The 14,373-nt window shown below is 34.2% G+C and carries 12 protein-coding genes; 3 read left to right on the top strand and 9 right to left on the bottom strand.

Annotation, left to right across the window (positions count from 1 at the left end; all coding sequences use genetic code 11):
* The 3 genes from ACKI2P_RS09545 to ACKI2P_RS09535 all read right to left on the bottom strand — a co-directional run.
* The coding region (locus ACKI2P_RS09545; protein ID WP_407377187.1) for a nucleotidyltransferase domain-containing protein at positions 1-200 on the bottom strand (200 nt) is incomplete at its 3' end.
* Between the two features lie 155 nt (positions 201-355).
* Positions 356-1,186 carry a Bro-N domain-containing protein gene (locus ACKI2P_RS09540; RefSeq protein WP_407377186.1) on the bottom strand — a complete coding sequence of 277 codons (831 nt, stop codon included), beginning with the start codon at positions 1,184-1,186 and terminating at the stop codon, positions 356-358.
* 308 nt (positions 1,187-1,494) lie between these two features.
* Positions 1,495-3,684, bottom strand: coding sequence for an elongation factor EF-2 (locus tag ACKI2P_RS09535; protein ID WP_407377185.1), 2,190 nt, complete (start codon positions 3,682-3,684; stop codon positions 1,495-1,497).
* Between the two features lie 478 nt (positions 3,685-4,162).
* On the opposite strand from ACKI2P_RS09535, the gene ACKI2P_RS09530 reads away from it, so the two are divergent.
* Positions 4,163-5,176, top strand: a complete 1,014-nt coding sequence (locus tag ACKI2P_RS09530) for an ArsA family ATPase (protein WP_407377184.1) — start codon at positions 4,163-4,165, stop codon at positions 5,174-5,176.
* Between the two features lie 43 nt (positions 5,177-5,219).
* Here ACKI2P_RS09530 and ACKI2P_RS09525 read toward each other — a convergent pair whose 3' ends face one another.
* The 4 genes from ACKI2P_RS09525 to ACKI2P_RS09510 all read right to left on the bottom strand — a co-directional run bounded on the left by ACKI2P_RS09525 (position 5,220) and on the right by ACKI2P_RS09510 (position 9,602).
* Positions 5,220-5,561: a hypothetical protein gene (locus ACKI2P_RS09525; protein ID WP_407377183.1), complete on the bottom strand. Its 342-nt coding sequence runs from the start codon at positions 5,559-5,561 to the stop codon at positions 5,220-5,222.
* Positions 5,561-8,392: an Ig-like domain-containing protein gene (locus ACKI2P_RS09520; protein WP_407377182.1), complete on the bottom strand. Its 2,832-nt coding sequence runs from the start codon at positions 8,390-8,392 to the stop codon at positions 5,561-5,563. Before ACKI2P_RS09520 ends, ACKI2P_RS09525 begins: the two co-directional genes overlap by 1 nt.
* Positions 8,393-8,578: 186 nt before the next feature.
* A complete protein-coding gene (locus ACKI2P_RS09515) occupies positions 8,579-9,217 on the bottom strand; it encodes a cobalt-precorrin-7 (C(5))-methyltransferase (RefSeq protein ID WP_407377181.1) in 639 nt (212 codons plus the stop codon).
* 1 nt (position 9,218) lies between these two features.
* Entirely contained in the window at positions 9,219-9,602 is a 384-nt protein-coding gene (locus ACKI2P_RS09510) for a winged helix-turn-helix transcriptional regulator (protein ID WP_407377180.1), read from the bottom strand.
* Positions 9,603-9,706: 104 nt separating this feature from the next.
* Here ACKI2P_RS09510 and ACKI2P_RS09505 point away from each other — a divergent pair, with 104 nt between their 5' ends.
* Entirely contained in the window at positions 9,707-10,501 is a 795-nt protein-coding gene (locus ACKI2P_RS09505; RefSeq protein ID WP_407377179.1) for a protein-ADP-ribose hydrolase, read from the top strand.
* On the top strand, positions 10,501-11,346 hold the full coding sequence (locus ACKI2P_RS09500) for an SIR2 family NAD-dependent protein deacylase (RefSeq protein WP_407377178.1): 846 nt from the start codon (positions 10,501-10,503) through the stop codon (positions 11,344-11,346). The genes ACKI2P_RS09505 and ACKI2P_RS09500 overlap by 1 nt, the downstream gene beginning before the upstream one ends.
* Here the strand turns inward: ACKI2P_RS09500 and ACKI2P_RS09495 are convergent.
* Positions 11,335-13,458: an alkaline phosphatase family protein gene (locus ACKI2P_RS09495; protein WP_407377177.1), complete on the bottom strand. Its 2,124-nt coding sequence runs from the start codon at positions 13,456-13,458 to the stop codon at positions 11,335-11,337. The genes ACKI2P_RS09500 and ACKI2P_RS09495 overlap by 12 nt on opposite strands.
* Positions 13,455-14,324, bottom strand: coding sequence for a metallophosphoesterase (locus ACKI2P_RS09490; RefSeq protein WP_407377176.1), 870 nt, complete (start codon positions 14,322-14,324; stop codon positions 13,455-13,457). The genes ACKI2P_RS09495 and ACKI2P_RS09490 overlap by 4 nt, the downstream gene beginning before the upstream one ends.
* Between the last annotated feature and the right edge of the window lie 49 nt (positions 14,325-14,373).

Here is a 14,373-nt window from a genome sequence, read left to right as displayed (position 1 = left end):
GAAGGATGTTCTGAATTGAATTTTTCTTGTTCAATCGTTGTTAATGAATCAATATTATAATAATAAACTTTATTCATTTCTATTACAATATCCACATCACTTTCATCTTCAATATTTGTATTATTGCCATAAGATCCTTGAAGGTAAATGTCTAAACCATATTTTTCTTTATCAATTTTAGATTCAAAAAAGCTTTTCAACTCATTATAGGTATCAGTAAACTTTTTAGTATCCTCCTTGTTTTGAATATTCTTTTAATTTTTTATTAATCATTTTTAATCGCCATATTATTTATATTAATCAAACTTAATTATTTATATTAATTTCACTTCTTCAATTTTATCATTCATTGTTGTTATTTATCATCCAATAATTTTGGATTTTTAGAATTTTTCTTACTTACAATGCTATGTCCAAGATTACTTTCAATCTCACGACGAGTATTTCCCGCAATATTCCCTCCACGATTAGCTATTTCTTTACTTTCTTCAAAATCCTTTGGATTTTCATTTTTACTCAATTCAGTAGTGGTTGCTTCAGCTAACATATTTAAAACCAATTCAAGATTAGTCATATTGTCACGAAGATTCTCTTTACGCAAACCTTTATATTGTTTATATTCTCCAGTAGTCATTCCAGACCAAGCACGTGTAATTTCATTAGTTAAAATAGCATATTCTCTACCTTTTTCAATGCCTACTCGTTGCCATTCATCAGTTAGGTCATTTCTTATGTCAATGCTATTTTCACGTTGTTTAATCCATTCGTCTGTGTAACCTTTTTTGCGATAGGTTTCACGTGCTCTTTGGATAGCTAATTCGGGGTCTGCTATTTCATCAAGCCTATCCTGTCCTAATTGTGCTAACCATTGTTTAAATGGTTCTGCATTTGGTGAAGGTATTGATTGTATGATACGTAATAACTGTTTGGCAGTAGCAACATCAGTTTTACGCATTTTACCATCTGATGCTTGTAGTTTCAACTGGCTACAAATTGTAGCCAATTCAACACCTTCCTTGTTTAGTCTGGTTTTAAGCACACTCCAATATTTACGAGGGTTTTTACTCTCACTAAGTACTCCTACAACATCAATCACTGAAAAATAATATTCTTCTATATCAGAATCCCACTTAGTTCTTATTTCTTTGTTTTGAAATAATTTAATACTGTTATTTTCGTTAATCAAAATAAACCCTCCATATAATATAATTTATCTCATTGCCCTACTGTTAGTTTGGATTAATTTTGGCTGATTTTTATGTGTTTATCATACTAAGTAGGTAATGATTTTTATTAGTCCTGATGATTACTATATTTTAGTATATTAATAAAGGTTTAGAGAGCGTTTGAAAACTATTAATTATAGTATATTAGTTTTCTTTATTTTGTTCGCATATTTTTTTTTGAAAAAACTATGTATATTATTGATTGAAATTTTCTAAACAAAACTAATACCAGTTTATTAATAAAAAAATAGAATAAAAGTAAATACTTTTATTCTAAATAATGTTCTGGAGAGTTAGGATTTTCTGATATTTCTTTTCTTAGGCGAATTTGTTTTACAATATTGTCTTGCAAATTAGAAGGCAATATTTTAAATCCTTTTGTTTCAGTTGAAAAAAGACTTTTACCTCCTGTTGCTGATCTAATATCTCCAGCGAATCCGAACATTTCAGCTACTGGAACTTCAAATTCCATTTCACTTACATCACCAATAATTTCTTGATTGACCATCATGCCTCTCCTATTTTGAATTTCACGAGTACAATCACCAATATGCTCAATTGGTGCTGAAATAAATACTTTTTGAATAGGTTCGGCTAAACATGGTTTAGCAAGCATCATCGAACCGTAAATTGCTTTTTTAATAGCAGGCAGCACTTGTGCAGGGCCTCTGTGAACTGCATCTTCATGAAGTTTAGCATCAACTAATTTGAATTTTAACCCCATAACTTCTTCGGAAGCAAGTGGACCTTCTTTAAGTGCAGATTCAAATCCGTCAAGCAATAACTCTTTTACTTCATCTAAATATTGAATGCCTCTGGTCATATTTAAAAACATGGATTTATTATGAATGTCCCAAACACGTTTGGATTCTTCTTTGCCCATGCCTAAATCAATGAACTTTTTTGAGATTTCTTTAGATTTGATTCTGCCTTCTTTTAACTCACCTGAATTAATTGCATTTAAAACATTATGATTTAAAGGTTCAACAACAAGATAAAATCTGTTGTGTTTATTCGGAGATTTTCCTTCAACAGGGCCTGCATTGTTTAATATGCTTTCCCTATAAACAACAATAGGTTCCGATGTTTTGATTTCTAAATTTTTATCATTTTGTATTCTGTTTGCAATTACTTCTAGATGAAGTTCTCCCATGCCGGAAATTAATTGTTCACCAGTTGTTTCATTAATGTCAATTTTAACTGTCGGGTCTTCTTTACCAAATTGCCTTAAAACTTCAATTAATTTTGGTAAATCTTTAGTATTTTTAGCTTCAATAGCTATTGTAACAACAGGTTCTGAGATATGGTCAATTGGTTCAAATTCTTCAATTTTATTTTCAGCAGAACATAATGTTTCACCGGCAGTTGCATCTTTGATGCCCGTTAAATATGCAATGTTTCCAACTGGTACTTTTCCAGTATCAATGGTTTCAGCACCTAAAAATATTCCTATTTGCTGTATTCGTGCTTTTTGTTTGGATCCAACAAGATAAACTTCATCTCCACCATGTAATGTGCCACCATATATTCTACAAGTTGAAATAACACCTGAATGTCTATCTATAGATACATTTGTTATCATAGCTGCAGGTGGACCTTCAGATGATGTGCTAATCATAGTTTTTCCTTCAACTGAATCAATATTTCCATTCCAGATTGTAGGAACCCTATATTGTTGTGCAACATCTGGAGAAGGCAAATGTTCTACAACCATATTTAGCAATACCTTATATAATGGTAATTTGGAGGCTAATTCATGAGTATTATTATTTTGGCAATATCTGATAATATCATTAAAATTTATTCCTGTTTCTTTCATTGTAGGAACATTAATTGCCCAATTTTGATATGCTGAACCAAATGCAACACTACCATTTGAAAAATCCAATGACCAGTCATGGTTTTCTGGAGTTAAACTGTTTATCAGCTTATTTATATCCATAAATATTTTCATAAATCTCTTTTGCAACTCGTCAGAATCTAATTTTAACTCATTTATTAACCGGTCTACTTTATTAATAAATAAAACGGGTTTCACATTTTCTTTTAACGCTTGCCTTAAAACAGTTTCAGTCTGTGGCTTAATGCCATCAACAGCACATACAACAACAACTGCTCCATCAACAGCTCTCATTGCGCGTGTTACATCTCCACCAAAATCCACATGCCCTGGAGTGTCAATTAAATTAATTAAATATTCCTCGCCATGATAATTTTGAATCATTGTGGCGTTGGCTGCATCGATAGTGATTCCACGTTCTTGTTCATCACTTTTACCGTCCATTATTAGTTTATCTCCTGCTAAATCAGAAGATATTAATCCAGCGCCAGCCATTAAATTATCTGACAATGTTGTTTTGCCATGGTCAATATGGGCACAAATTCCAATGTTTCTTATCTTTTCTGTTTCATACAGTAATTTCTTTATTTTTGTAATCATTTTGTTTCGTCTTGTCATACGTCAACTCCAAAAAATTTGTTTAAAGTATGAAAGCCGAGCTAATAAAAATAAAAAACATGTTAAATATTATTTTATCTAGAAAAAGTAGTTTGCATTAATCATAGAGCTTTGATTCTAGAATCGACTTCCATACAATTTAAATCTAATTCAGAATCTTCAAGCCCCATGATTAACACCTCCTAATAATTTTATAATAGTTATATTTAATTTAGTATTTAAATATTATTAATTTATGAATATATCATATGAGACGGCTTCTGCATAATAAATCTTAAATCAAAGACTTGAATCTAACTGTAATAACTAACTTTATATACTATAAAACATTAAATATCATTTAGTAACCAAAAGTAAGATTAATTAAAATCATATACTTTTACATTCATGAGTGGAAAAATTTCATGAAAAAAGAGTGGTAAGTACACGAAAATTCGAGTACACCCTAAAAGTAAGTTTATTTAAGGAGGTAAATTACTTGGCATTTAAAGATTATTTCAAATTCAATAAAGATAAAACAACATTCATTTTCGTAGGTGGAAAAGGAGGAGTAGGAAAAACATCAGTTTCATCAGCTACTGCATTGTGGCTGGCAGAACAGGGTAAAAAAACTTTAATCGTATCAACTGACCCTGCTCATTCTTTGGCAGACTCATTAGAAGTGCCAATCGGAAGTTATCCTCGTGAAATCAAAACCAACTTGTTTGCTGTTGAAATAGACCCTGATGAAGCTATGGCTCAAAAACAGGCACAACTTGAAGCACAAAAGGCTGCAAACCCTTCCGACGACGGTGGATTGTTGGGTATGGATTTTTTAACTGATCAGCTGGACATGGCATCTTCATCTCCTGGAGCTGATGAGGCAGCTGCATTTGAGATGTTTATGGCTGTAATGAATTCTGATGAATATGATGTTGTTGTATTCGATACCGCACCGACCGGACACACATTAAGATTATTGTCCTTCCCTGAAGTAATGGATTCATGGGTAGGTAAACTGATGATGGCAAAGGCAAAATTGGGAACTGCAACCAATGCGCTTAAAAAAATCATGCCGTTCATGGACGCTGTTGATGACCCTCAAACTTCCGAAGACTTAAAAAGAACAAAAGAACAAATTGACAAGGCAAAAGCAGTTTTATCCGATCCTGATAGAACCACATTCAAGATGGTCGTAATTCCTGAAGAGATGTCTATCTATGAATCAGAAAGGGCTCTGGAAGCTTTGGGTAAATATGACATAACTGTAGACAGCGTTATTGTAAATCAGGTCATGCCTGACATTTGCGATTGCGATTTCTGTCATTCCAGACACAAATTGCAGCAAAAACGTCTGGCTTTAATCGACCAGAAATTCCCAAATCAACACATAGCTGAAGTGCCTTTATTCAAAGATGAAGTTAAAGGTCAAGAAAAGTTATTGAACTTGGCTCACATCCTGTATGAAGGTAAAGACAACGATGAAGTAACTCAACAAGCTATTCAATTATAAAAAAATAAAATAAGTTAAAATAAATTATTATTTTAACTTTTAACTATTCTTCTTTTTTAAAAAACCATTCGGCAAATAAAAACACTATTATTAGAAATATTACTGCTCCGATTATTTTTAGATTTTCCAGTGTAATCAGGCCATATAATGCAATTACTACAAACACAATTAAGATAATTTTCATTAGGGTTGACTGGCTGTCAAATATTTTGGCAATGCTGTTTTCCGGAAATAGGAATCGGATTAATATTCCTAAAAGGATTAGAATTCCAATGATTAGGAAGAATATCTCCAATATATCAATTCCTCCTGAGGGAATTGTAAATGCCAATACTAAAAACATTAGGCATAACAGAACTATAGATATCAGTTGATTTCTGTTCATTATGTAACCACTCTCCAGCTTTCGTCCCAATATTTGGTTGGAACGTTTATCGGTGTCCAGTATTCGTCTGTGAAATATTCGTAAGTTTCTTGTTTTGTCAAGTTCCTTGTTTTTCCATGACTTATATATACTACATTATTTCTGTCTAAACTTAAATCTTTATTTATTTTTACTTCAACATAATCGTAGCCGTCCTTTCCGTTTGGGATATTATAGATTTTCTTGCCCTGCAGATATCCGGGTCTTGTAAATGTGGCGGTGTCCATTAAATCATACCAGTCTTTGGGATCAACTGAATCTTCCCTATAGTCTGAACCAAGCTGTTGGATGAAAACAGTCATTCCAAGAAGCTTAAGTCCCGCTTTTGCAGCTCCTGTAAGAATTTTTGTTCCTGCATTTGTCAAAATCTTATATGCGATTTTGCTTAACGGGTGAATTTTTTCAAGTGCACTGGAAACAAAGGATTCTACAGGTGCAAAAATGTTAAATGTTTGTCTGATTCCGGAAATGATGTCTGTTGGAATCATTCCGATGCTGCAGCAGTCGCAAACGGTGGATACTGATGCTCCCTTGTAGGTTGCATCATCATGTGAATGGATTACGCTGGCCACTCCATTTGTAGTATTGAGGACAATCGCTGAATTACTTCCGTCTTCAGCAAACAGGTACATCATCTCACCTAATTGTGCGATACTGAACTTGTTGTTGTTTATGGCAAAGAATATGTTGTCTTGAGAATTTGTAGTAAGATCAAGGAATCTGGCTGAAATATCATCCAGGCAGTATTCTTCAATATTTGGCAGTTGTAACGAATTGATTAATCTGAATTCAACGGCATCATTTTCTTTACCCTCAACGTCCATTCCCATATCCGCATTTAAAACGTTCAGATAAGTGTCTTCCAAATTGATTCCGCCGAGTATTGTTGTAGGTCTTGTCCTTGACCAGGTCACATTGAACTTTTTGGAGTATTCATCTGCGGTCTTATCGGCTAGCCATATTGTTTCAAGTGAAGCCAGATGCATGCCGTATGCGTTCATCACTCCAAATCTATTCAAATAAAGATTATTGTAATTAATCCAGTGTTCTAAAGTTTCCCGGTTAATTTTCTCTGTAACTATGCTGTATGACTGAAGCACTTCAAATCCGACGGTTTTTCTGTATTTTTCTGAAAAGCCGTAGGTTATTGATTCTCTTTTTTCAAGCTCTTCAACACCATTCACGCTGAATCTGGTTATGATGTTTTCTTGAGGTATGTCTCCAACAATTGATTTTCCGAAGTATGAAAAAGATACCGGCGTGTTTGTATTGACAAATTTTATCAGTGCGGTGTTGTGGTTTGTTATCTCATCATAGCTTTTGTAGTTGAAGTCATAGATGCTTTTCTGGTAAAATTTCGCAATGCTGTATTGTAGTCCCAATTCATCAAAGCTTTGGGTTTCTACATTGACTTTAGCCGTTATTTTATCATTTTGCATATATGTGAATGTTTCACTGCTTCCCAGGCCTTTGTCTGCATAAAATCCAAATAGTTCAACATTGTCGCTTGTGCTGCTTTGATAATCGATTTGAGTAAATCCGTTAACCCTTGAAATCACTATTCCGTTTCCCTTCAAATTGCTTTTATCGGTACTGCTTTTGACTTCACTTCCGTCAAAGGGAATGAGATGATAATAATATCCTATTACTTTTGAATATACTCCGCTCATAGGGATGTTTGAAAACTGATAACTGCTGTCGCCAACTTGGATAGTGAATATTTCATTTTTCGGCATTTTTATAATTCCGTTAAATCCGCTTTTCACTGTATAAACTGAGTTATCATACACTTGTGTTGTTGTCACATTTACGTAGCTTGGAATCAGCAGAGTATGGGTGAATGAGGAGGGTTTAATGATTTTGGTAACAGTAACCATGTTTGTAGACTTGAGGCCTGAATACTGTGTAGTGATTGAATATGATCCCGGATTCAGGCTCAATTCAAGTGTAGCAATTCCGTTTTTGTTTGTTATTTTTGAGTATGTCTTTCCGTTGACCTTTATTGTCACTTTCTTGTTTGCTTCAACTTTTCCGTTGCTGTTTAAAATCTTGACATTGAATTTTCCTTTTTTACCCTCTTTGAAGGTCAAATCGTTTGTCACAATCAGAGACTTGATTGTAACGGTTTTTGATATGCTTTCAGATGTTTTTGAGTTTGTAACGGAAATGGTGTACTTATTTGGCTTTAAATCTATGGCCAGTTTTGCAACGCCCTTGGAATCGGTTTTAACGGTATATGTTTTGCTGTTAATCTTAAATTTGATTGCCGTATTTTTCAGAACCTTTCCCTTTTTGTCATAAAATGTTGCAGTGTATTTGCCGGTATTTTTATAGTATTTTGAGTAATCGCTACATTTCACTGTGCTTTTTATCGTCACAGTACTTTTTGCACTCACGCTTGCAAACTCGCTGTTTCCGTCACATGTGCTTAAAACGGTATATGTTCCACTCTTTAAATTTAGATTTATCGACGCTGTTCCCTTTTTGTCTGTTGTCTTTGTGTAGGTATTGCCGTCAATGTTTATCTTCACCTTTGCATTGCCGATTAGCATTTTTTGATATTTCAATGTCACCGTAAACTTGCTTCCGTCCTTATAGTACATTTTCACGTTTGGGGCGTTCATTGTGATTTTTTTCTTTGTTGCTTTCTGTGTTGCACTTAATTTTTCTGGATTATTTTCTGTTCTGAGTTTTTCGACATCACTTTCCACGCTGACTTTACATAAATCCTCACTGGGATCAGGTTGTAAAATTGTTTCTAGGGTTTCATTTTCATTTTGTGCTGCTGACACGGCAGAAATTAAAAAAAATAACAGGAAAATGAAACATATGGTGTTTATTTTTATATTCATAGTATCTACCTTAATTGTCAATTTTCCAAAATCAACAATTAAAGTATGAGTACTAACTTATATATGCTTTATTTTTAAAATCAAATCATAAATGCTTTTAAAAATGAATTTAGAGAGTAAATTATCTTAATATATGACCATAATGCACATATAGGTAAATTCGCTCTGGGCAATATCTTTTAAAGTGGCCTCTACAATTTTTTCATCAGGGTAACTTAGACGTTCGCAGACCACAACTTTCCTGTCAGGCTCAACACCATTGTCAAGCAGGAACTGTGCCATGTCCTTCACTTTTCTTGAAGGGAGTGCAATGGTTGTTTTTCCATTGTTTATGACAGGTAAAATGTCTTCTATGTTTTCCCGTCCATGAAAAGTCATTACATTTGCATTATCCCATTGAATGTGGCATTTTGCAGCAGCAAGCTGGAGAGAACTTATTCCTGGAATCACTTCAATATATTCTTTATCAAATCCTTTTTCACCGGAAATTCTTAAAACAGTATTTAAAACGCCTGAAAAACCAGGGTCTCCGGTAGATAATATTGAAACTGTACTTCCATCACATGCCAGCTGAACTCCCTCTTCCAGCTTGTCTAATAAATCTTTAACATTAAATGCTATTTTATTTTGAACATCATCAAACAGTTCAATGGCGCGTGTACTTCCAACAGTGTAATCACTGGATTTAACTGTATCAATCGCTTTTTTAGTGAGGTATTCGCTGGCCCCCGGACCAATTCCAATAATATAAATTTTACCAGTCATTTTAATCATCAATCTTCAATGTTTGCTTAAAATTTTCTTTCAACGCGTTTCGTGTCTCATCAGAGTAAACTTCACTTTTTTCATCATTCAATGTAAACATAGCCAATTCGTATATGATTCGGTTCATTGATCTTCCGTATTCTGTCAGCTGATACTCGGTACTTATGGGTGTGGTATTTAACACTTGTTTTTCAATGATTCCATTCTCTTCCAGTTCCTTTAAGCAGTTTGACAGTACTTTATTGCTTAGATTCGGATTTGATTCCTTAAAATCTTTAAAATGTTTCTTTCCAAAAAATAGGTCCCTGATGATTTGAATATTCCACTTTTTATTGATCAGATTTAAAGTTCTATCAACGGGACAGACTATGTTTTCACCTTCCATATTAATTACTAGATTAAATTATTATATATTAGTTACTTTTCAGTTACCTGGTTTCCTTAAAGTTACAAAAATCATTTAAATTTTAAAAATAAATTAAATTGTAGGTGATAAAAATAAATACGCAACAGCAATTGGATTTTTTGATTGATTATTTGATTTCAGAAAGAAATGAATCTATAGAAATTCCAACAGAATATTATGAAAAACGAAATCTGCTTCGTGCACTGATGAATATAAGAACTCCTGGAAAGTTGTCTCAAGAATTTTTGGATGTTCAGGATAATTTCTTAACACAGGAAACATTAAAAAAGAATTTAACTACTGTTGAAGATATTACAGAAGCCATAGGTAAAATAAGGCTATGGCAAGGGGATATTGTCACTTTAAAAGTTGATGCAATAGTCAATGCGGCCAATTCCAAATTGTTGGGTTGTTTTATCCCTCTTCATAATTGCATCGACAATGTAATTCACTCTTCAGCAGGATTACAGCTTAGAGAGGAATGTGATAGGATAATGAAGGAGCAGAACAGAGATGAAGAGGTTGGCGCTGCAAAGATTACAGGTGCATATAATTTGCCTTCCAAATATGTGATTCATACTGTCGGACCTGCAATTCCTCAAGGTATGAATCCTTCAAAAAAGGATTGCGATGCATTGGCTAGCTGCTATAATTCATGTCTGGAAATTGCAAATGAATATGGATTGAAATCATTGGCATTTTGCGGTATTTCAACTGGAGTATTCAATTTCCCGGAAAAACTGGCTGCCGGAATTGCAATCAATACTGTGGAAAAATACTTGGATTCTCACGAAACAAGTCTCGATGCTGTAATTTTTGACGTATTTTCTGATAAAAGCTATTTGACTTATAAAGAATTATTATTTGGTGATGATTAATGGAACGTTTTGTACAAAGGTTGGATAAGGCTAAAAAAGCCATTGATGAGGCAAAATATATCATAATCGGTGCAGGCGCGGGATTGTCTACTGCAGCAGGAATCGACTATGGTGGTGAACGTTTTGTTAGATATTTTAAGGATTTCATAGATGAATATGGTTTTACTGACATGTATTCATCCGGATTTTATCCCTTTGAGACTTCCGAGGAAAAATGGGCATATTGGGCCCGACATATTTTTGCAAACAGATATGATGTGGGAAAAACCGATGTTTACCAGAAACTTTTGAAATTAGTTGAAAACAAGGAGTATTTTGTCCTAACTACTAATGTCGAGTCCCAGTTCTGGATTAACGGATTTGAAGATGAAAGAATATTTGCAACACAGGGAGATTATTCTCTTCTCCAGTGCAGCAAGGCATGTCACGATAAACTGTACTATAACGAAGAGTTGGTCAGCGAGTGGATGGATGAAACTGAAAACTTCAAAATTCCGACAGATTTGGTTCCGAAATGTCCGGTTTGCGGTGAAGAGATGGATTTGAATTTAAGAAAAGACAACTTTTTCGTTGAAGACAATAAATGGCATGAGATGAATGACAGATATTATGATTTTTTACACAATATTGATGATAAGTTCGTATTTTTGGAAATTGGAGTCGGGTTCAATACTCCAGGAATCATAAGATATCCATTCGAACAGATGACCTACAACAATGATGATGCAACATTAATCAGATTGAATTTGGATTATCCTCAGGCGATTCCTGAAAATAAAGAAAAAACTATTAGTTTTGACGAGAATGTGGAAGAAATTTTAGATTATTGGCTTTCAAGAATTTAAATTTTCTATCTCTTTTTTTAGGAATCTGTAGATTGATTCTGCACCAACAAGTTCTCCTGGCTCACTCCATTTGCTTGGATAGAGTATAAACGGTTTTGTCTGGTTTCCTCCAAGCCCTCCATGATTTCCAATCAGCTCTTCAAATGCGCATACTTCATCATACTTTTCATCATAAATGCTGTTTACCATGATATCTGGCATATTTTTGAAGCTATTTTGTCTTTTAAGATGTTTTGCTGCATTTTTTCCAAAGTCTTCAAGAGGATTTTTCCCAACAATTTTATCGGTATCCAAGTAATAGATTCCTTCATCACCTATTGCCATTCCACCATCATTCATTGAGTTTACAAGGACAAATCCGATGCCGTGATGCTTTACAAGTCCAGGAATCAGGTCCGGAAAGAGCATGACTATTTCCTCATAGGTCAATCGTTGTTTCCATTGGGTTAAGTATATTAATCCTAAATTACCAGAGCCCAAAACTATTAATTCAGAGTCCTTTGCTTTTTTAGTACCGTGTTCAACACTTTCATGGCCTTTAATGTAATCTAGGCTATTATTATATCTTTTTTGAAGGTTCTTGTACTGTTCGTTTTCAAAAATAATTGCCGGTTTTCTGTTTTCAATTCCTTCCCTAATATTTTGCAGGGATCCGTTTTCATCAAACAAATCGTCATGAATATTTCCCAAACGTTCTTTGAAATTTTTTATCTGTTTGTTTTCAGGGATGACCGCATCTCTGAAGTGGTCTATGTTGTATCTGGTTTCAAATACTGTCAAATCCTCTGGAAGCAACCTTCTAACATATTCCTCTAGAGTTATCCCATATCTTTGTTTGAATGTCGCACCCTTACTTTGGCCATGGTCTGATAGAATTACAATTTCGTAGTCTCTGTCGCTCATTTCTATTGTTGATTTCAATCTTGAAAACTGCAAATCTATTTGTTTTAAAGTTCCCCACACATCATTATCTTCAACGCCTGAGTGGTGGGCAATTTCATCATATCCCATGTATGTCGCATATGCGGTATCAATGTCTGCTGTAAGGATTTCAGCTGACAGGACTTCTGTTGTCGCTTCTCTTAACACAACATTAGCCCCTGCTCTTACGGCCGCATAAACGATTGTTCTTCTTGTTCGAGGCTGAACATTTTTTAAATAGTGCATAATCTGTGATTTGAACTCTAGAATGATGTCCCATAAAAACAAAATGAAGATTCTCTGGAAATTAAATGATTCAAGAAATACGGAATTTAGGGATTTTGTGTACACGTTTGTCATTCTTTCAACTTTTGATGATGTCAATGCCGAAAGTTTGCTGTCTCCTGAAAACATATTGGAGATGCTTATTCCGTTTACAAGCAGACCGTTTCCGTCACTGATTTTTTCCTCGATTTTTGGTGCATCACTAAGTTTTCCTGACACTATTATCTGATTGTTATTTTCCTTTTCAACCCATCTGTATGCAACAATGTCTCTGTTGTTTCCATGCAATATTCCTGCCTGGCTTGATCCTGTCTGTGAGGACAAATCGGTTTCCCATTCCTTTAAGGTGTGTGTTTTCTCATCCATCCATTTTTTGAGTGTAGGCATTTTACCTTTATCAATGGCTTTTTTCAATGTGGTTATTGACAGGCCATCAATTTCAAGCATGATTACACCAGGATATTTCTTTTTATAATCTGTTTTTCTCTTTATGGCATATTTCAAAATGGATTTGACGTAACGGTCGAAGTAGCTTGTCCGGGTAATATTTGTCATAAGGGTAATGAATATTGCTGAAAGTATCGGGACTTGGAAGAATCCGTAGGCACCGACATATACTCCTGGAATAAAATATGTTGCGATGTAAAATATCAGACAACTGATAAAAAGCCCTCCAGATCCGAATGTAAAAATGAAAAACTTCATTAAAAATCTTCTGAAAATTGGCCACAGTAGGGAATTTGCAATGTATGTTGCAATAACGATGATGATTGCATTGTACCAGACCCCGACAGTAAAATCAGTACTAATATAGTCGGTAAAGTAGATAGCGGCAAGGGCTGCTAATATGAGCAATAATGAATTTATTATAGTTTTTAGATATGAAATCACTCTGTTTTTAATCATTCTATCGGTATTTGTCTTTTTTCACTGGATTTTAATGTTATGATTGTAATTTCCGGTTTGCAATTAATCCTTAATCTGAAGGAATTTGTTCCAAGGCCTTTACTTGTGTATTGGATCATGTTTTCAACCTTGTAAAGTCCTACAGGGTATTTTGTTGAGTTCGGCCCTCTAAATGGTGTTGTTTTAAATCCGGGTATGATGAACTGGCCTCCATGAGAGTGACCGGAAATCTGAAGGTCGAATTTTCCGGTTTTTGAAGATTCTTTTGCAAAATCCGGTTCATGGGCGAGCAATATGCTTGGTGTATCTTCCTTTAATTTTTCCAGAACGATATCTAGATTGTCAGCACATACGGTACAGCTGTCTACACCGCATAAATTCATATATTCTCCGTTTTTTTCAATAATATGAACGTCATTATTCAGATTTGTAATCCCTGACTTTTCAAAGATGTCGCTCATTATTTTTGAACTCATCCAGTGGTCATGATTTCCAAAAACTCCAAATTTTCCGTCTTGAGCTTTTAATTTTGAAAAGCAGTCTTTCAGTACCACATCATAATCTGAAAGAACATATGAAACATAATCTCCGGTAAGTGTAATCAAATCGTAATTTAAGGTATTGACATAATCCACAAGAGCATCAAGATATTCCGGATTGACCCACTGGCCCAAATGAATATCAGTTAAATTTAAAATCCTGTAATTGTGAAAGTTCCAGCCGAGATTGTCCAGCTCAATGTCAATTTCTACAAGGTCTATGTTTTTCTCGCTGAACTTTTTGTCAGGAAGTGAATATGTCATTGCATCCTGAATTCCCTGGCGGATTTTCATGGCTTGTGGAGTTTCTATTTTTTCATCTTTCATACATTTATTATATCATTTCTGAAACTATTTATAATTTTAAGAACAAACA

Source organism: Methanobrevibacter sp., from assembly GCF_045541095.1.
Classification (GTDB): domain Archaea; phylum Methanobacteriota; class Methanobacteria; order Methanobacteriales; family Methanobacteriaceae; genus Methanocatella.
Note: the sequence above shows the minus strand (reverse complement) of the source record. Positions and strands in the feature narration are given on the sequence as shown.

Bases quoted from the DNA above. Each gene is read 5' to 3' on its own strand.
- ACKI2P_RS09525 (WP_407377183.1), bottom strand. From the start codon at position 5,561: ATGAACAGAAATCAACTGATATCTATAGTTCTGTTATGCCTAATGTTT.
- ACKI2P_RS09500 (WP_407377178.1), top strand. From the start codon at position 10,501: ATGGAACGTTTTGTACAAAGGTTGGATAAGGCTAAAAAAGCCATTGAT.
- ACKI2P_RS09510 (WP_407377180.1), bottom strand. From the start codon at position 9,602: ATGGAAGGTGAAAACATAGTCTGTCCCGTTGATAGAACTTTAAATCTG.
- ACKI2P_RS09490 (WP_407377176.1), bottom strand. From the start codon at position 14,324: ATGAAAGATGAAAAAATAGAAACTCCACAAGCCATGAAAATCCGCCAG.
- ACKI2P_RS09535 (WP_407377185.1), bottom strand. From the start codon at position 3,684: ATGACAAGACGAAACAAAATGATTACAAAAATAAAGAAATTACTGTAT.
- ACKI2P_RS09495 (WP_407377177.1), bottom strand. From the start codon at position 13,458: ATGATTAAAAACAGAGTGATTTCATATCTAAAAACTATAATAAATTCA.
- ACKI2P_RS09515 (WP_407377181.1), bottom strand. From the start codon at position 9,217: ATGACTGGTAAAATTTATATTATTGGAATTGGTCCGGGGGCCAGCGAA.